The organism is Aeromonas sp. (assembly GCF_051657805.1).
Lineage (GTDB): Bacteria > Pseudomonadota > Gammaproteobacteria > Enterobacterales > Aeromonadaceae > Aeromonas.
Map to the genome: position 1 here is coordinate 142,524 of NZ_JBOFLJ010000010.1, position 18,366 is coordinate 160,889.

Annotated in this window: 15 protein-coding genes and 1 pseudogene; 6 read left to right on the forward strand and 10 right to left on the reverse strand. The window is 61.5% G+C overall.

Annotation, left to right across the window (positions count from 1 at the left end; translation table 11 throughout):
• Window positions 1-186 precede the first annotated feature (186 nt).
• Window positions 187-336, forward strand: a complete 150-nt coding sequence (locus ACRCYW_RS03365; protein WP_438548761.1) for a hypothetical protein — start codon at window positions 187-189, stop codon at window positions 334-336.
• A 139-nt stretch (window positions 337-475) separates the two neighbouring features.
• On the opposite strand, the gene ACRCYW_RS03370 is transcribed toward ACRCYW_RS03365, so the two are convergent.
• On the reverse strand, window positions 476-1,021 hold the full coding sequence (locus ACRCYW_RS03370) for a YgjV family protein (RefSeq protein WP_438549022.1): 546 nt from the start codon (window positions 1,019-1,021) through the stop codon (window positions 476-478).
• A 599-nt stretch (window positions 1,022-1,620) separates the two neighbouring features.
• Here ACRCYW_RS03370 and ACRCYW_RS03375 point away from each other — a divergent pair.
• A pseudogene (locus ACRCYW_RS03375) lies at window positions 1,621-1,890 on the forward strand (phospholipase D-like domain-containing protein); the annotation flags it as partial.
• A gap of 138 nt (window positions 1,891-2,028) precedes the next feature.
• On the opposite strand, the gene manA reads toward ACRCYW_RS03375, so the two are convergent.
• Window positions 2,029-3,228, reverse strand: coding sequence for a mannose-6-phosphate isomerase, class I (gene manA, locus ACRCYW_RS03380; RefSeq protein ID WP_438548762.1), 1,200 nt, complete (start codon window positions 3,226-3,228; stop codon window positions 2,029-2,031).
• Between the two features lie 130 nt (window positions 3,229-3,358).
• Between manA and ACRCYW_RS03385 the strand changes: the two genes are divergently transcribed.
• Window positions 3,359-4,234 (forward strand): helix-turn-helix transcriptional regulator, encoded by an 876-nt coding sequence (locus ACRCYW_RS03385; RefSeq protein ID WP_438548763.1) that lies wholly within the window; start codon window positions 3,359-3,361, stop codon window positions 4,232-4,234.
• A 202-nt stretch (window positions 4,235-4,436) separates the two neighbouring features.
• Complete coding sequence (icd, locus tag ACRCYW_RS03390) at window positions 4,437-5,690, forward strand: NADP-dependent isocitrate dehydrogenase (protein ID WP_438548764.1); 1,254 nt, start codon at window positions 4,437-4,439, stop codon at window positions 5,688-5,690.
• Window positions 5,691-5,766: 76 nt separating this feature from the next.
• Here the strand turns inward: icd and ACRCYW_RS03395 are convergent, their stop codons facing one another.
• From ACRCYW_RS03395 to dsdX, 3 genes are all read right to left on the reverse strand, one after another.
• The gene (locus tag ACRCYW_RS03395; RefSeq protein ID WP_100859650.1) at window positions 5,767-5,943 is read right to left on the reverse strand and encodes a hypothetical protein; all 177 of its coding nucleotides are present in this window, start codon (window positions 5,941-5,943) and stop codon (window positions 5,767-5,769) included.
• Window positions 5,944-6,272: 329 nt separating this feature from the next.
• Entirely contained in the window at window positions 6,273-7,604 is a 1,332-nt protein-coding gene (locus ACRCYW_RS03400) for a D-serine ammonia-lyase (protein WP_438548765.1), read from the reverse strand.
• Between the two features lie 17 nt (window positions 7,605-7,621).
• Window positions 7,622-8,944 carry a D-serine transporter DsdX gene (gene dsdX / locus ACRCYW_RS03405; protein WP_438548766.1) on the reverse strand — a complete coding sequence of 441 codons (1,323 nt, stop codon included), beginning with the start codon at window positions 8,942-8,944 and terminating at the stop codon, window positions 7,622-7,624.
• 231 nt (window positions 8,945-9,175) lie between these two features.
• Between dsdX and dsdC the strand changes: the two genes are divergently transcribed.
• Together dsdC and ACRCYW_RS03415 are read left to right on the forward strand one after the other, a co-directional pair.
• Window positions 9,176-10,120 carry a DNA-binding transcriptional regulator DsdC gene (gene dsdC, locus ACRCYW_RS03410; protein ID WP_438548767.1) on the forward strand — a complete coding sequence of 315 codons (945 nt, stop codon included), beginning with the start codon at window positions 9,176-9,178 and terminating at the stop codon, window positions 10,118-10,120.
• A 371-nt stretch (window positions 10,121-10,491) separates the two neighbouring features.
• A complete protein-coding gene (locus ACRCYW_RS03415) occupies window positions 10,492-10,899 on the forward strand; it encodes an H-NS family histone-like protein (protein ID WP_438548768.1) in 408 nt (135 codons plus the stop codon).
• 469 nt (window positions 10,900-11,368) lie between these two features.
• Here ACRCYW_RS03415 and ACRCYW_RS03420 read toward each other — a convergent pair whose 3' ends face one another.
• The 5 genes from ACRCYW_RS03420 to ACRCYW_RS03440 form a co-directional block, all read right to left on the reverse strand.
• Window positions 11,369-12,487, reverse strand: a complete 1,119-nt coding sequence (locus tag ACRCYW_RS03420; protein ID WP_438548769.1) for a 3-deoxy-7-phosphoheptulonate synthase — start codon at window positions 12,485-12,487, stop codon at window positions 11,369-11,371.
• 251 nt (window positions 12,488-12,738) lie between these two features.
• Entirely contained in the window at window positions 12,739-13,545 is an 807-nt protein-coding gene (locus tag ACRCYW_RS03425) for a siderophore-interacting protein (RefSeq protein ID WP_438548770.1), read from the reverse strand.
• Window positions 13,546-13,686: 141 nt separating this feature from the next.
• The gene (locus ACRCYW_RS03430) at window positions 13,687-15,045 is read right to left on the reverse strand and encodes an efflux transporter outer membrane subunit (protein WP_438548771.1); all 1,359 of its coding nucleotides are present in this window, start codon (window positions 15,043-15,045) and stop codon (window positions 13,687-13,689) included.
• A gap of 35 nt (window positions 15,046-15,080) precedes the next feature.
• A complete protein-coding gene (locus ACRCYW_RS03435; RefSeq protein WP_438548772.1) occupies window positions 15,081-17,081 on the reverse strand; it encodes a MacB family efflux pump subunit in 2,001 nt (666 codons plus the stop codon).
• Entirely contained in the window at window positions 17,078-18,241 is a 1,164-nt protein-coding gene (locus ACRCYW_RS03440; protein ID WP_438548773.1) for an efflux RND transporter periplasmic adaptor subunit, read from the reverse strand. Before ACRCYW_RS03440 ends, ACRCYW_RS03435 begins: the two co-directional genes overlap by 4 nt.
• Between the last annotated feature and the right edge of the window lie 125 nt (window positions 18,242-18,366).

The window sequence follows — 18,366 nt, forward strand, 5'->3', positions numbered from 1 at the left end:
CCCTGTTTGTGAGTGGGGCATGACCCTATCTTCTGCATTTATAACCAATTTTTAGATTGAATTATCCACAATCAATCGTTAATTTCACTGAACCTTCGAAGAGACAGCACAGTCGAAACGAGGGAGCAGGTTGGCCAAACAGTGCCGTCAGCCAGTGTGTAACCCGAGATGTAAGGAGACATCCTGATGGAAAAACTTGACCAAGAGATCGACACCATGCGCCAGGAGTTTGAATCACAGGGCCAGAAACAGGCCCACGACAAATGGCAGGCCAGGGTCGATGAACTGCAGCGGGAGCGCGCCGAGGCGCCCCAGCCGGAAACGGCAGAACACTAGCCAGGTGATGGCCCCAAGGGCCCACCTATCTGGCCGATAATCAAAACCCCCACCGCCCGCGAGGACGGTGGGGGTTTTCTATTGTGTCTGCCGTATGCACCTGGCTCGTCTCTGCGCCCTGCGGGGGTCATCCGGTGTGTCAGCTGGCTCTTGGCACCGGCTGGCGCCACATGCGGTACATGGTGTGGCAGTTGACGAAGAGGAAGCTCAGTTCGATCAGGCTGCCGCCGATGGAGCCGATGAGGATGTTGTGGCTGGTCCAGCACAGGCCGCCCGCCAACATGGAGAGGCGCAGCCCTATGCCCTTGGCGCGAAACAGTCCCCAGGTACCTATGGTGGTCCCTATGATGGGCAGCCACTGCACCGGGCTGCTGATCCCCGGGATGCCGAGTCCCCAGACCAGCACCAGGAAGAATGACATGACCCAGGGGCTGCGAGTACGCCCCGAGACCAGGGTACGTGCGCAGCTGAGACCGGCGCTGAGGGCCGCCGTGTTCGCCCCCATCAGCAGGAAGTGAAGGACTATGGCCCCCTGATAGAGGCAGAGGCGCAGCCGAAAGCGCCCATCATCCCGCTGCCGGAAGGCGCTGATCCCGACCAGCATGGCGGCAAGACCGATGGCTTGGGCCAGGGGTTGTTGTTGAAACAGAGTCCAGACAGGCGCCAGCCAGTTGTTATCTACCATCACAGGGACGTACCACGCTTGCAGAGTGCCAATGCCTTGGCGCCATCAGGTTTTTGCCGCTGGAGTGTCATGGTCGAGCGCAGCGGCGAGAGTGACGAGCAGGGTCAAGGGATCAGTTATGGGACGCCTCGGCCCCGGATGTCGGCATGGAGGGGCCTATATGACCTGCTCGCTCGGGATGGCGGATCTGACCATGAAGGCAGGCCATGTCCGACGGAAAATCCTACCATAGGACAGGTTCCCATCAAAGGCGACTAAGCCCCTGACAGGCCGCAGAGGAAGGCTTGGGCGACGCTGATCACGCCCTTCTCTCATGCATCTGCGACTGGCAGCCTGATGCGCTTGCCATGGGTCAGAAGGAGGCGCACATTGGCAGGCCAATCAGCAGCCGTGAGGGAAACGCTCGCCAACGCGGCTGCGCTGGACTGACTCATCGAGGTGAAAAGATGAAGATGTTTAGACAGATCACAACAGCGGCTCTGCTCTGCCTGCCGCTGGTGGCGTATGCGGCCCCCAGCGTGCAGGTCGGCTTCTCGCCGGAAGGCTCGGCCCGCGCCCTGGTGCTGGCGACCATAGGAAGCGCCAGGCACCACATCCACATGCTCGCCTACGCCTTTCAGGCCCCCGATATCGTACAGGCGCTGGTCGCGGCGAAACAACGCGGGGTCGAGGTGCAGGTGGTGGTTGACAAGCAGCGCAATCAGGGCAAGGCGAGCCAGGTGGCTATGAGAGAGGCGACTCGCGGCGGGGTGGCGCTTCGCACCAACGATTGCTACCACCTTCATCACGACAAGACGATCATCGTGGATGACGAGACGGTCGAGACCGGCTCCTTCAACTTCGCCCCCTCCGCCGAGACCCTCAACTCGGAGAACGTGATAGTCATGCATGGTATGCCGGAGGTCGCGCGCCAATACCAGGCGCATTGGCAATCCAGATGCGACGAGGGCCATCGTGATGGCCCTCGTTTTTTATGCGCTTGGCAGGTCACTGCCTGGCGTCATTGCTTAGCAGCGGTTGCCGGCGCGGGCGACCCGGCCCTCGGCTTGCAGCTGATAGTGGCCGGTGGCGGCGGGGATGAAGGCGGATTGCCCCTTCACGAGGCGCAGCGTCTCGTCCCCTTGCTTGAGCAGGACGTCGCCGTCGATGGCAAACAGGATCTCGGCGCTGGCGGTGGTGAGTACATGTTCACCGGCCGGATAGACGCTGAAGGTGAAGTCCGGCACCGGCACATCGAAGTGCTGCACCGCTCCCTCGGTGCGGGGGGCCAGCAGGATCAGGTCATCCGGTTTAGCCACACAGCGGGTGCAATCGAGGAGCTCCGCCACGTCTATGTACTTGGGGGTGAGCCCGGCGCGCAGCACGTTGTCCGAGTTCGCCATGATCTCGAGGCCGGTACCGCGCACATAGGCGTGGGGGGTGCAGGCATCCAGATACATGGCCTGACCCGGCTGCAGGGTCACTACGTTCAGCAGCAGCGGCGAGAAGAGCCCCACGTCCCCCGGGTACTGGGCGGCCAGGCTGGTGACGAGCGCAAAGGTCTCCTCGTCCTGATGCGCGGCGGCATAGGCCAGCAGAGCGGCCAGGGCCTCCTCCTTGCGCGCCCCTTCCAATACCAGCAGCTGGTGGAAGAAGTGCTGCAGCCCGGCCTCGGTCTGATCGGCGGCGAGGGCCGCGGTCAGCTCGCGGAGGGCAGAGGCATTGACCCGCTCGAACAGCGCCAGGATGGCGGGGATGGCGCGAAAACCGTTCATCGCCTGATAGGGGGTGAGGGCAAATACCAGCTCCGGCTTGTGGTTCGGATCCTTGTAGTTGCGATTGGCAGCCTTGAGGGGGATGCTGGCTGCTTCCTCCTTGGCGAAGCCGACCTCGGCCTGGGCCTTGCTCGGATGCACCTGGATGGAGAGTGCCTTCTCGGCGCACAACACCTTGAACAGGAAGGGGAGGCTGGCGAAGCGGGCGACGGTGGCCTCACCCAACAGGGCGGCGGGGGCTGCCTCGATCAGGGCGGAGAGCTTCTGGGCACAGCCTGCGATCGTCACTTCGGAGCAGCCGTTGGGGTGGGCGCCCATCCACAGCTCGGCCTGGGGCTTGCCATCCGGGTTAGGGATGTCAAACAGGCGGGTGAGGGCGTCATGACTGCCCCAGTCGTAACCCTGAATGGGGTTGTGCATCAGCAGAAAGGAGGGCAGATCGCGACAGCTCATATGGGACGCCTCGTTGAATGTTGAGAAAACCGGGGTGAAGAAAAAGGTGGTATTGACCATCCGGGCCGGACTATAACATGGGCGGTCGCGTGCGCCGCAATCGCTTGCCCCTCTCTTGACTGGGATCAACATGTCACTCATCTTCAGCCAGCTGCTCGATGGCGCCATCAACGAGCAGGCTCCTTTTGACCAGATCTGGTTCGCCAGCGAACAGGGTGTGCCGCCGGGCTTCAGCTACCAGGTCAATTTTCCCCGCCTGGAGCTGGTGTTCAGCGGTGAATACCTCAACCAGATCTGGGACAAGGAGTCGGGTTGCAAGCAAGTCAGCGTGCTGCCGGGGCAGGCACTCTATATACCCCCCAACGGCTGGAACAAGCCCGAGTGGACCACGGATTGCTCCGTGCTGAGCCTGCTGTTTGGCAAGCGCCAGCTCGGTTTCAGCCTGGTGAGCAAGCGCCGCGACGAGCCCGACTTCTTCGACGTGCAAAAACACAGCATCATGGCCAGGGCCGGTCATGTGACTGAACACATATTGGCGGCGCTCAACGCGCTGGCCGAGGATCCCGGTCGCTCCCCCACCGACAACCACCTGCTGCAGGCGTTGCTCACCAGTGCTCGCCAACTGCTGGCGGAGTCCGCCGCCGAGCGGCCGAGGGGGGCTGACTTGTTCCACGGCATCTGCATCTATATCCAGGAGAATTTTCACCGCCCCATCAGCCGCGACTCCATCGCCCACCGCTTCAACGTCTCGGCGAGCCACCTCTCCCACCTGTTTCGCGAGCAGGGGCACATGCGATTGGCGGACTACATCAGCTGGGTACGGATAGACAGGGCGAAATTCATGCTCAAAAAGTATCGATTCCGGCTGGAAGAGGTGGCGACCCGCTGTGGTTACGGCGATGTAAATTATTTCTGCCGGGTGTTCAAGCTAAAGACCGGATTGACTCCCTCTCAGTATCGCTCCCTGAGTCAGCCACAAGGGCAGGGGGAGGGGCTGCCAGGATAAGGCCTGACGCCATCAACGTCTTCGAAAGACACAGGTTGGCTGGCATGACGGTGAGTCCGATGCGAGCGGATTGGACGCATTGTGATCCAGTACTCGACTATGGTCGGACATGCACGCCCGCCATTTGATTATGCAAATGGATGGGCTAAGATGGCCGCGCGCAACGATCAGATTGATAACAAACGGAAGTTAGGAGATGCCGATGGAAAGCAAAGTAGTTATCCCGACCCAGGGCCAAAAAATCACAGTCGATGCCAACGGCAAGCTGAATGTCCCCCATAACCCGATCATCCCGTTCATCGAAGGGGATGGCATCGGTGTGGACGTGACCCCTGCCATGTTGAATGTGGTGAATGCCGCGGTCGAGAAAGCCTACAAAGGCGAGCGCAAGATCGCCTGGATGGAGATCTATACCGGCGAGAAGTCGACTCATGTCTATGGCGAAGGTGCCTGGCTGCCGGCCGAAACCCTGGATTTCATTCGTGAATACTGCGTCGCCATCAAGGGCCCGCTGACCACTCCGGTCGGTGGTGGTATTCGCTCCCTAAACGTGGCCCTGCGCCAGGAGCTGGACCTCTACGTCTGCCTGCGCCCGGTCCGTTACTACGAAGGGACCCCGAGCCCGGTCAAGCGTCCGGATCTGACCGACATGGTGATCTTCCGCGAGAACGCCGAAGACATCTATGCCGGCATCGAGTGGAAGGCGGACAGCGATGAAGCGAAGAAGGTCATCGCCTTCCTGCAAAACGAGATGGGCGTGAAGAAAATTCGCTTCCCCGAGTCTTGTGGCATCGGCATCAAGCCCATGTCCAAGGCCGGTACCGAGCGTCTGGTCCGTGCCGCCATCGAGTACGCCATCGACAACGATCGCGACTCCGTGACCCTGGTACACAAGGGTAATATCATGAAGTTCACCGAGGGTGCCTTCAAGGATTGGGGCTATGCCCTGGCCCAGAAAGAGTACGATGCCCAGCTGATCGACGGCGGCCCCTGGTGCTCCTTCAAGAACCCGAAGACCGGCAAGACTATCGTGGTCAAAGACGTCATCGCCGACGCCTTCCTGCAACAGATCCTGCTGCGCCCGGCCGAGTACGATGTCATCGCCTGTATGAACCTGAACGGTGACTACATCTCCGACGCCTTGGCCGCTCAGGTCGGTGGTATCGGTATCGCCCCGGGTGCCAACATCGGCGACGGCGTGGCCCTGTTCGAGGCAACTCACGGTACCGCACCCAAGTACGCCGGTCAGGACAAGGTCAACCCGGGTTCCCTCATCCTCTCCGCCGAGATGATGCTGCGCCACCTGGGCTGGACCGAGGCGGCCGATCTCATCGTCAAGGGGATGGAAGCGGCGATTGCCAACAAGACTGTCACCTATGACTTCGAGCGACTGATGGAAGGCGCCACCCTGCGCTCCTGCTCCCAGTTCGCCCAGGACATGATCGACCAGATGTGATATCCCGCTTCTGGAAAGCAAAAACCGGCGCCATGAGCGCCGGTTTTTTATGGGTGACGGCTTGCCACCTCAGCCCTCAGGTGGTCTTTTCCACGTGCTGTTGGTAAATCTGTTGCCATTTGCTGGTTTCGGCTTCATCGCCCTGGGTTTGCCAGAACTCGCAGATGGAGTTGGCGAGTTCGGATGCCATGGCGTGATCGCCATCGCGGCGGCTCATCAGATATTGTCCCAGCCAGCTTTGATACTGTTTCATAGCCCGATCTCCTTATCTAAGGTGCCCTTGGTGAGTCCTTGTCTGGCCGATGTATCTCGCCAGAACTGACTCATCCAGGTCACTTGTTGCATTGCGCGCCGCCCATTATGAGCAGAACGTTATCCCCCGTTTATGGTCAGATCAGGGCGACAACGGTGCGCAATTATCAAAAAACGGCCACTATCGTATCACAAAATAACCAACTTGGGGGGATTAGCATCAAACAGGAGGGCATGGGGGCTGGCATGCACAGATCAAAAGATGTGCCATCTTGCTGATCCATGAAGAGAAAACCCGCCATGAAGGCGGGTTTGGCAGTTGAAAAAAACTTAAATCTTGGCGGTGGCCAGATATTTCTCCATCTCGTCCGTTGGCACCATGCCGCCGCCGGTGGCCCATACCAGGTGGGTGGCCTGGGCCATGACGGTCTTATCCATTCCTTGAGCCGCTTGCCAGGCACGGTCGGCCGTCACTCGCCAGGGGCCTGGCATACCGGCCAGCGCCGAGGGTTCCAGCTTGATCTGCTCCTCCCTGGCCAGCAGCCCCAGCAGGTCATACATCTCCTGATCGCTCAGGGTGAAGAAGCCATCCAGCAGCCGCTCCATGGCGCGGCCGACGAAACCGGAGGCACGCCCTACCGCGAGGCCATCGGCGGCGGTGAGGTTGTCGATACCCAGGTCCTGCACCGAGATCTGATCGTGCAACCCGGTGTGGACCCCGAGCAACATGCAGGGGGAGTGGGTGGGTTCGGCGAAGAAGCAGTGCACGTTATCCCCGAACGCGAGTTTGAGGCCAAAGGCCACGCCGCCCGGGCCGCCGCCCACGCCGCAGGGCAGGTAGACGAACAGCGGGTGTTCGGCGTCCACCTTGATACCCATCTCGTCGAGCTGCTGCTTCACCCGCTCGCCAGCCACCGAGTAGCCGAGGAACAGGGTGCGGGAGTTCTCGTCATCGATGAAGAAGCAATTGGGATCGCGCTCGGCCTCCTTGCGCCCCTGCTCCACCGCAACGCCGTAATCTTCGGCGTATTCCACGACGATGACGCCGTGTTCACGCAACTTGCGCTTCTTCCACTCCCGCGCATCGGCAGACATGTGGACTGTGACGGTGAAGCCGAGCTTGGCGCTCATGATGCCGATGGACATGCCGAGGTTGCCGGTCGAGCCGACCGCGATGCTGTATTGGCCGAAGAATTGACGGAATTCGTCCGAGAACAGCTTGCTGTAGTCATCTTCTGTGCGGAGCAAACCCGCCTTGATCGCCAGCTGCTCGGCGTGGGCCAGTACCTCGTAGATGCCGCCGCGAGCCTTGATGGAGCCGGAGATGGGCAGGTGGCTGTCTTTTTTGAGCAGCAGCCGGCCGGCCACCTCGACGCCATAGCGCTGGTTGAGGGTCGCCTGCATGGTAGGTATGGCGGCGATCTCGGACTCCAGGATGCCCTGGTTGGCGCGGGTCTCGGGGAAGGCCTCACACAGGTAGGGGGCGAAGCGGGTGAGGCGGGCGGAGGCATCGGCGACATCGCGCTGGTCCAGGCCGACATAGGGCAGGCCGACCGCCAGCGTGGTGGCGTTGGGATTGAACCAGGTCAGGGGCTCCAGCGCGATCAGGGAGCGAACCAGCGGAAATTGGGCGGTGAGCTGGGAAACATCGATGTTTTTCATGGGATATCTCAGTCTGTTCATACGATATAGGAAAGCAGGAAAGTGCCAGCAAGCGCCATCAGGGAGGCGACCAGGGTGGCACTGGTGTAGTACTTGAGCGTTTCGTTCAGGGTGGCACCGCAGTATTGCTTGACCAGCCAGAACAGGGAGTCGGTCACCATGGTGCAGCCGATGGCGAGCGTCATGATCTCGGGGCTGATGTCGGGGTAGTGCCCCATGATGGGGGAGACGATGGCGGTGGCGCCCATCATGGCGACGGTGGCGGAGCCGACGGCGGCGTGCAGTATGATGGCCACCAGCCAGGCCAGCAGTATGGGGTGCATGTCCAGCTGGGAAAGGATGCCGGCCAGGCTGTCCCCCAGGCCACTGGCCTTGAGCACCCCGTTGAAGGCGCCGCCGGCCCCGATGATCAGCAATATATTGGCGATGGAGGAGAAACACTGTTCAGTCTGGTCCAGCAGCCCCCCCATCTTCATGCGTTGACGGATCCCCAGCACGTAGTAGGCGGTGAAGGCGGCGATAAACATGACGGTGATGGGGTTGCCGATAAACTCCAGCAGGGTGTAGAGGGCGGAATCATGTGCCATGTTGAGCTCGGCCACCGTCTTGGCCAGCATCAGCAAAATGGGCAGCAGCACGGTGAAGAGGGAGGCGCCCAGGGTCGGCAGTTCGGCCTCATCACGGGCCTGGATGTCGGCGAAGGCGGCGGGCACGCTCTTGAACGGCAGCCGTTTACCGAGCAGCTTCAGAAACAAAGGGCCACCGATGAGGGAAGCAAACAGCCCGACAGCGAGGCCATAGACGATGACGGATCCCACATCGGCACCCAGCTGGTTGGTGACATAGAGGGCGGCCGGGTGGGGCGGCACTATGCAGTGCACGGCCATCAGGGCGGTACAGAGCGGGATGGCCAGGGTCAGCAGCGAGGTGTTGGTCTTGCGGGCGATGGAGAAGGCGAGCGGAATGAGCAGTACCACCCCGACCTCGACGAACAGGGTGATGCCACACACCAGCCCGACCAGCACCATGATCACCTGGGGTGAGAGCCAGCGGCATTTTTGCAGGGTGAGACCGATGCGCTCGGCGGCGCCCGATACTTCCATCATCTTGCCGAGTATGGTACCAAGACCGATGACGGCGGCGAGGAATCCCAGGGTGCCGCCTATGCCCTCCTCCATGGCGTTGACCATCTTGACCGGGTTCATCCCCATCATGGTGCCCACATAGAAGCTCGCCAGCAGCAGGGCGAGGAAGGGATGCACCTTGCCCTTCACTATGGTGAAGACGATCAGGATGATGCTTGTCAGCAAGGTACCGACGACCCACATTTCAGAATTCATACTGCGCCTCGACATATGTGATGGGTTGGGATTGAGGGGCTATTGAACGGCAAGGGCGAGGGTGCTGACAAATGATGAAAACAGGGTCTTGGGTGCGCTGAGTTGATGCAAAGGTGCCACATTCATCACATATTCCTTTGATGTGGCGCTTTGGATTCGTTTGCTGCATCCAAAAGGGCGCGGGTTTAGATATGATGGCGGCATGACCCGACCCCTTGTCGAGAGATGCGGATGTATACCGAAGAGAACTATGTATCGAGAAACAAGCTGCTGAGTGGCTATCAGCTCGCCAAGCTGCATACCTTCGAGGCGGCGGCCCGTCACAGCTCCTTCGCCCTGGCGGCCGATGAGCTGGCGCTCAGCCCGAGCGCGGTGAGCCACAGGATAGGCGCCCTGGAGGAGGAGCTCGGCTTCAAGCTGTTCCAGCGTTTTCATCGCAAGGTGGAACTGACGGCGGAGGGGCAGCGCGTGTTCTGGGCGCTCAAGTCGTCGCTGGAGTTCATCAATCAGGAGATCCTGGAGATCAAGAATCAGGAGCTGTCGGGCTCACTGACCGTTTATTCTCGCCCCTCCATCGCCCAGTGCTGGCTGGTGCCAAGGCTAGCGGACTTCTCCCGCCAGCATCCCCAGATCGAACTCAACATCATGACCGGCAACGAGAACATCAACCTGCACGGCTACGGCATCGATCTGACGCTCTATTTCGATGACAAGACGCCGGCGCGACTCGCCATTCACCCCCTGATGGACGAATACATGGTGCCGGTATGCAGTCCGGAATATGCCGAGCAGCACCAATTGCTCGGTAATCCGGACAATTTGCAGCACTGTCGCCTGCTGCACGACAGGCAGGCCTGGGGTCATGACTCTGAGACCGACGAATGGCAGAGTTGGGCCCGTCAGTCCGGCATCCTCATCGACGACTGCCAGGCAAACATGGGGTTCGATCGCTCCGATCTCGCCATCATAGCCGCCATGAACCACGCCGGTGTCGCCATGGGCCGCAAGCGCCTGGTGAGCAAGCGGCTGGCTCGCAATGAACTGGTTGCCCCCTTCCCGGCTATGGAGGTGCGCTGCGCCCAGCGTTATTACCTCGCCACCCTGCCCAACCGCCAGTGTCCCAAGATCCAGGCATTTATCGATTGGATAAGCGACCAGGCCAAGGCGCCATATTGAGTGACGTTGAGTCGCCGCGACCCTGGTACGGCATGGGGACCAATATTCTACAGGCATGTACCCCGTCACCATGAATGTCGGTCTGAGTATGGGGATGAAAAGGCGTTGGATTGAAGCGACAACATTGTTGGGTGGTGATCAGATAAGCGATAGCTGCGGTAAACTCTCCCGCGTACTGGTGAGTTTAATTATGCCTGTTAAGGCGGCTTATCTATAAAATATGAGAATGAATTTACCTCCGTGAATAATGATGATGGATTTGCCAAGCATTCTCTGATGGCTATAAAATCATTATGTTGTTATGGAACAGCCGTGCTATTCTCAAATTGTGTTACCCCTGTGACAAACAAAAATAATTCTGTGAGGAAGTAATGAACGAGTTTCTGAAAGTTCTGCTGAACATTCGCAGCCTGCGTGCTGCCATTCGTGAACTGCCCTTTGAACAGCTGCAAGAAGCGAAAGAGAAGTTTGATCTGGTATATAACGAGCGCGCCGAATCTGTTGAGCAAGAGCGTGCCGAGCAAGAAGAGCGTCAGCGCAAGCTGAGCGAATTCACCGAGATGTTGCAGCAAGCCGGCATCGATCCCCGCGAGCTGATCGGTACTGCCGCGGCGCCTGCGGCCACTGGCTCCACCAAGAGCAAGCGTGCCCCGCGTCCTCCCAAGTACAAGTACCAGGAAGATGGCCAGGAGAAGACCTGGACCGGTCAGGGCCGTATGCCCAAGGCCATTGCCGAGCAAGTTGCGCTGGGCAAGGATCTGAACGATTTCCTGATCTGATAACCTTCGTCAGTTCATCAATAATGCCGCCTGCTGGGCGGCATTATTATTTGTGGGGTCATATTGGTCGGCAGGCAGGGCGAACCGCCTACTATTTATGCGGCCGGATCCTGAGTGATTGGGCTCACCGTCAGGCAATAAATGACAGTGTCTGACACAAGGGCCGAAGCCATTGCTATCCCTATCACTATCCCGACCCCTCTTATTAAGGACTCATACAGCCCGTCTGTTCAATCGACCATGTTGGCATGAATCCATGGCAGCCCCTCATGTTTCACCGACTGCAGGGGGGAGTGGCAGGGACGTCGCGCATACATTTCGTTCCGATGAAATAGGAGATGTCCTTCCCGTATTATTTCAGAGACTATTTATGGTCTATTTGAAACCCTTATTTGGGGGTATTAACGAAATTGACGAGATGAAGGGACCAGACGGAAAGACGGGGCCGCGATGGCCCCGTCTCCGATATTTATAAGACGCTCTGGCTGATGGGCTGGATATGTTCGGGATGACGTTGGACCGCGGCTGATTGGGCTGCGCGTCGGCGGGCCTTCACCGCATCGGCCAACATGGCCAGCAGGCTCTGGCTGTCCTCCCAGCAGAGACAGGCATCTGTGATGGACTGGCCGTATTGCAGCTCACCCAGGGGGGCTGGTTTCTGGCTGCCCCCTTCTAGGAAGCTCTCCACCATGACGGCGGCGACGGCTTCACTCCCCTCACTCAACTGGCGGCAAAGCTCCCCGGCGACTCGGATCTGGTTCTTGTGCTGCTTCTGGCTGTTGCCATGGCTGCAATCCACCATCAGGCGATGGCTAAGCCCCTGGCGTGCCAGCCGCTCGGCGGCCTCCTCCACATCGCTCTGATGGTAATTGGGGAGAGTGCCGCCCCGCAGAATGATGTGGCCGCTCGGGTTACCCTCGCTCTTGATGACCACTATGCCCCCCTGGCTGCCCGGTGCGGTGAACAGGTGCGACGCCTCGCTGGCCTGAATGGCATCGATGGCCACCCGGATATTGCCATCCGTCCCGTTCTTGAAGCCGACGGGGCAGGGCAGGGCCGAGGCGAGCTGCCTGTGCACCTGGGACTCCGTGGTGCGCGCCCCTATGGCACCCCAGCTGATGAGATCGGCCAGATAGAGGAAGCTGGTGGTGTCGAGAAACTCGGTGGCGGTAGCCAGCCCGAGTTGATTGATGTCGAGCAGCAGTTGTCGGGCCAGGTGGAGGCCGTGTCTGATGTCGTTGCTGCCATCCAGGTGGGGGTCGAACACCAGACCCTTCCAGCCGACCGTGGTACGGGGCTTCTCGAAGTAGGTGCGCATCACGATGAGCAGGCTGTCCTGATACTGTGCGGCTAGCCTTGCCAGGCGCCGCCCATAGTCGAGGGCGGCGAGGGGATCGTGAATGGAGCAGGGGCCTATCACCACCAGCAGGCGGTCATCGTCGCCGTTCAAGATCTGGCGCACCTGGTGGCGGTGCTGGTCAATTTGCTGCGCCATCTCGCTGGGACAGGGGTGTTGTGCCAACAGGTCGGCAGGGGTGGGGAGGGCTTCAACTGCAAAGGCGCGCATTACCGAATTCAAAACTGCCATCTGGATTACCTTGCTGTACCTGGGGTGGGTGACCTGTCTCGACTCACTGGCTCCGGGTTAGGGCGTGAGGCAATGACAGAACACTTTATTGAGAGTGATTATCATTATCTTGCTGTCTTTCTCGAATGCAAGCCCTGGCGATGGGATCACCAAGATGGGGGGGAGGGGAAAAAAAGAGTGGAAATCGGCCTGAAGTTCAGGCCTGCCCCGAGCCGGGATAGGCCTGATTTATATAAGGAAAATAGCGGATATCAGCTATCCATCACGGCGTGTCTGTCCTGATGATAGGCGTCTTCATCCTTGCCGCTGCGCCAGTAGGGCACCGCGTAGACCCGCTGGCGATCCACCTCCAGGGTGCGCCTGACGTGGCGACGCAGGGGCACCACCAATCCCTCCTCGCCGCCGAACCAGAAATAGCTCAGCTCCGAGACCATGGGCAGGGCGGTGAAATAGCTCACCAATGGCTCTGTCTGCTCGGGTGAGCCGACAAACCAGCGCAGGCTGACACCGCTTGGCAGCGACAGATCCTGCACATCTTCCTGATGGGGCACCAGCAGGGCGATGTGGCCCTGAGCCGTGGCGGGCATGGTCTCGGCCATGGCGCTGATGGCGGGCAGGGAGCTGAGATCCCCCACCATGTAGTAGTGTTCGGCCGCTTGCAGCATGGGATCCGGGCCGCCGGGGCCGGAGACGGCCAGTTGATCGCCGGGCTTGGCCTGCAGGGCAAAGCGGCTGGCGGGGCCTATGTCCCCGTGCAGGGCGAAGTCGATATCCAGCTCCAGAGCCTCGCGGCGAAACGCCCGTATGGTGAAGGTGCGGATGATGGGCTTCTGGCTGGGATCTTCCCAGCGGGGTCCCTTGGGGCCGGGAGTCGGCAGCACGATCTGCTGTTGACCAGCCTGGGGTAGCATGATCTTGATGTGAGCCCCCCCACAGGTGAAGGGATAATCTGCCAGCTCGGGGCTGGTCAGGCAGAGTCGGCGCAGGTTTGGCCCCACATCGTGGACATGCTTGACGGTGAGCAGGCGGGGGCGATTGACCGGGGCGGGCTGTGACATATGAGTACTCCTGACAGGCAATGGCGCCCATTCTCAGGCAAATGAAAACTATTATCAATTGCTTTGTGAACAAGAAAACGGCACGAAAAAGGGGGACCTTGTCCCCCTCGTTTCAGGATGTGGCGAGTTCGCCGGCACCCCTTAACCCCGATCGCTTCCCCCCAGGGCCCGGTAGATCCCTGCCATGGTGTTGAGCTGGGCCTGCTGCTGGGCGAGCAGGGCGAGCTCGGCGTCCCACAGGCGGTTCTGCTCGTCCAGCCAGGGTTGAACCCCGCTGGCCCCGGCCCGGAAGCGAGCCTGGGCTAGCCGCTCGGCCTCTCTCGCATACCCCAGCTGCTGCTCGAGATAGTCCAGGCGTTGCTCCCCCTGGCGGCGCGCTGCCAGGCCGTCCTCTACCTCAAGCAGGGCGGTGTAGAGCTGCTTGCGGAACTCGGTCTCGGCAATCTGGTAGTCAATGTCGGAGCTGGCGATGCTGAGCCGGGTCTTGTTGTATTCGAGGAAAGGGAGGGCCAGGCTCGCCCCCAGGGTGCCGACCGGGTTGCTCAGCACCTGGGTCAGGGTGTCCGAGGTGGTGCTGGCCCCGCCGGTGAGGCTCAGGGCGGGGTAGAAGCCTGTGCGGATCTCGTCCCCCCTGGCGAGGGTCTTGCGCAGCCTGAGTTCGGCGGCTCGTACATCCGGGCGCCGGGCCAGCACATCCGCCGGTATGCCGACCGCCAGGGTCGGAATGGGGTGCATGGCCAGCGCGGTGGGGGCCAAGGCCAGCGGGCCATGACTGCGGCCCAACAGTAGGCGCAGGGCGTTGTCGGCCTGTTCCCGCTGCAAGACGAGGGCGGCGAGCTCCGCCTGTTTGCCCGCCTTCTGCTGACTGGCCTGCACCAGATCGAGGCGGGTGATGGCGCCCGCCTCATACTTGGCCCGGGTCAACCGCTCGGCCCGCTCATAGTTGAGCAGCTGTTGCTGCCCCAGCGTGATGGCCGAGCCGAGGTAGGCCAGCTGCCAATACTGCTCCAGGGTCTTGCCGATGAGCAGCAAGCGGGTGGAGGCGAGATCCTGTTCGCTGGCCTCTGCCTCCCAGCTCGCCTGATCCCGCACCGCGGCGAGCCGGCCCCAGAGATCCACCTCATAGCTCAGGGTGAGGGAGGGGCCCATGCTGCTGCTGGCGCTGCCGTCCTTGAGGTTCTTGGTGCCGCTTGCCCCCAGATTGGCGTTGACCAAGGGGGTTAGATTAGTGTCGGCGAGATCCGCGCCGAGCAAAGTGCTCTTGAGCCGCAGGCCCGCCACCTGCATGTCGGGGTTGGCGGCGAGCACCGCCTCCACCAGCTGGTTGAGGGCGGGATCGTCAAAGCCCTGCCACCAGAGGCCGGCCTGCTGCTGGTGGAGTCCCTCGCTGGCTTGCTGCCACTGTGGCGCCACGGCAAGCTCGGGCCTGTGATAGGTGCTCTGCTGGCTGCAGGCACTCAGGGCCAGGGCGACGGCGAGGCCGAGCGCTGGTTTTGACAAGAGGCGCCGCCTCTGACTGGGTAAGTGGTGCATCATCATTCCCTCGCCAGCGCCTCGACCGGATCGAGCCGGGCCGCGTTGCGGGCAGGCAGGTAACCAAACAGGATCCCGATGAGGGAGGAGCAGCCGAAGGCCATCAGGATGGAGAAGAGGGAGAAGGACATCTGAAAACTCGCCACCAGGAGTGAGAAGATGAAGCCGATGAGCAGCGCCAGGCCGATGCCGAGCAGGCCCCCCAGCAGGCTGACCATCACGGCCTCTATCAGGAACTGTTGCAATATGTCGGACTGGCGGGCCCCCACCGCGATGCGGATCCCTATCTCCCGGGTGCGCTCCACCACGGAGACCAGCATGATGTTCATCACCCCGACCCCGCCGACGATGAGGGAGATCACCGCGATGGCGGAGACCAGCAGGGTCAGGGTGGCCGTGGTCTTCTCCACCGACTTGATGATGCTGTCGCTGCTGAAGGTGAAGAAGTCCTTCACCCCGTGGCGCTGGGTCAGCAGGGCCACCGCCGCCTGCTCCGCCAGGGCGGGCTGGATCCCGTCCTTGACCCTGATGGTGAGCTGGCTGAAGTGGTTCTGGGAGATGAGGCGGCTCATCACGGCGCTGTAGGGCAGCCAGATATTGACCGACTGGCTGCTGGGGCCAAACCCTGTCTCCTGGGCCACCACGCCGATGATGCGCACCGGCAGGGTACCGACCAGCACCACCTGGCCGACGGGGTCCACCTTGCCGAGCAGGCTCTCTATGGTCTTGCCATCCACCACGGCCACCGCCGTCCGGCGCTGGATATCCTGCTCGTTGAGCAGACGACCCTGGGTGAGGGTCATCCCCTTGACCCGGAAGAAGTCGCTGCCGACTCCCACCACGCTGCCGCTGCTGGTCTTGTTGCGATAGCGGAGCTGGCCCGAGGTGGCGATCTGGGGGCTGGCCCCCTCCAGATAGGGCTGGCCGAGCAGGCTCCTGAGATCCCCCTCGTTCAGGGTCTGGATGCTGGCCGCCTTCTCGTCCCCCCAGTCCTTGCCGGGGAAGATGTCGATGGTGTTGGTGCCCATGGCGTTGATGTCGTTGATCACCTTGGCGCGAGCCCCCTGGCCGAGGGCGACCACGCTGACCACGGCGGCGATGCCAATGATGATGCCGAGCATGGTGAGGAAGGTACGCATGCGATGGGCCAGCATGGCGTGCAGGGCCATGCGGCCCGCCTCCCGGTAGCGATCCCAGCCCTGGCTGCCGAGCCGGCTGATGCTCGCGCCCAGCTGCCCGTGACTGGCCTTGGGGGTATCGGGTTGCCCTGAAGGTTGGCTTTGTTCATCTGTTGGGGCGACTTCGTCAGGGCCGGTGGCCCGGGTGCTGTCTTCCACTACCCGGCCATCGCGCAGGGTGATGATGCGGTCGGCGTGGTTGGCCACCGCCATGTCGTGGGTCACCAGTATGATGGTGTGGCCCTGGGTGTGCAGCTCCTTCAGGATGGCCATCACCTCCTTGCCGCTGTGGCTGTCGAGGGCACCGGTGGGCTCATCGGCCAGGATCACCTCGCCACCGTTGGCCAAAGCCCGGGCGATACTGACCCGCTGTTGCTGGCCGCCGGAGAGTTGCCCGGGCCTGTGGTGGCCGCGTTCACTGAGGCCAAGGCGCGTCAGCAGGGCCTGGGCACGGGCCTGGCGCTCGGCGCGGGGCGTGCCGGCGTAGACCGCCGGGATCTCCACGTTGGCGACCGCATCCAGGTGGGGCAGCAGATGGTAACGCTGGAAGATGAAGCCGAAATGGTGGCAGCGCAGGCGGGCCAGGGCCAGGGCATCCATCCGGGCGGTATCCTGCCCGTGAAACAGATACTGGCCGCCGCTCGGGCGATCGAGGCAGCCCAGCAAGTTCATCAGGGTGGACTTGCCGGAGCCGGAGGCGCCGACGATGGCGACCATCTCCCCCCCCTGGATGCAGAGATCCAGCGGGTGCAGTACGGTGACTTCCTGCTCCCCGCTCTGGTAGCGCTTCTCGATGCCCTTGAGCTGGATCAGCGGCTCGCTCACAGCATGCCCTCCGGCTCGTCGTCGTGGATGGGCTTGCCCTGATCCAGGAGCACCTTGTCCTGCTCGTCGAGGCCGCTCAGCACCTCAATCTTGATGTCATCCTTCATGCCGGTCTTGATGCGCCGGGTCTCCCTGTGCTCATCCTCCTTGAGCAGGGTCACTTCGTATTCGCTGTCGCCGAGTTTCTTGCCGAGGGCAGTCTGGGGGATGGCCAGCACCTGCTTGCGTTCCCCAAGTACTATGGTGACCTGGGCCGTCATGGCGACCCGCAGCTGGTGATCCGGGTTGGGCACATCGAACAGGGCGTAGTAGTAGATGGCGGCATTGCTGGTGGTCGCCGTGCTGGTGGTCTGATCGTTGATATTGGTAGGGGCCAGCTCGACGGTGCGCAGGGTGCCGGGATAGCGGGTATCCGGGTCCCCGATCAGGGTGAAATAGACCGGCATGCCGGCTCTGACCTTGGTCACATCGGCCTCGGAGATCTGGGCCTTGACCGTCATGGTGTCGAGATTGGCGAGCTTGAGCAGGGTCGGCACCGTCTGGCTGGCGGCCAGGGTCTGCCCCTGGCGGGTCACTATGCTGATGACGGTGCCGTCCATGGGGGCCTGAATGCGGTTGTAGCCGAGCTCGGTCTTGGTGCGCTCGACCTTGATGACGGCGTTGTCGATGTCGGCCTGGGCGCTTTGCAACTCCGCCTTGGTGACTGCCAGTTGCGCCTCGGCACTCTCGAGATCGGCGCGGGAGCTCGCCTCCTGGCTGAACATCTGCTGCTGGCGGCGCCAGGCCAGCTCGTTCTGCTTGAGCTGAGCCTGCTTGATCTTGAGCTGGGCGCGGCGGCTGGCGAGATCCGCCTCGGCGGTCTTGAGGTTGTTCTGGGCGATCAGGGGATCGATCTGTGCCAGCAGGTCCCCCTGCTTGACCTGCTGTCCGGCTTCGACCGCCAGATAGGTGACCTGGCCCGAGACCTGGGCACCTACATCCACCTGTTCGATGGCCTGGAGGACGCCGCTGGCCAGCACCGTCTGCTCCACGTCCTGGCGGGTAACGGTGGCGGTCAGAACAGGATCCGGTTTCTTGCTGGGCCAGGCGAACCCGATGATGAGCGCCAGCGGAACGATCACGAGCAGGGCAAGCTTGCCCTGTCTGGGGAGTTTTTTCATTTATCTACCTGAACGGAAACCTGCGAAGGGGCGCAGGGGCCCTATGCTGCAGCAAATGGGGCTTAAAAAACAGCGAACAATATGTAAGTAAACGTGTAGATAGAACTGTCACCAGGGCGGGTTCG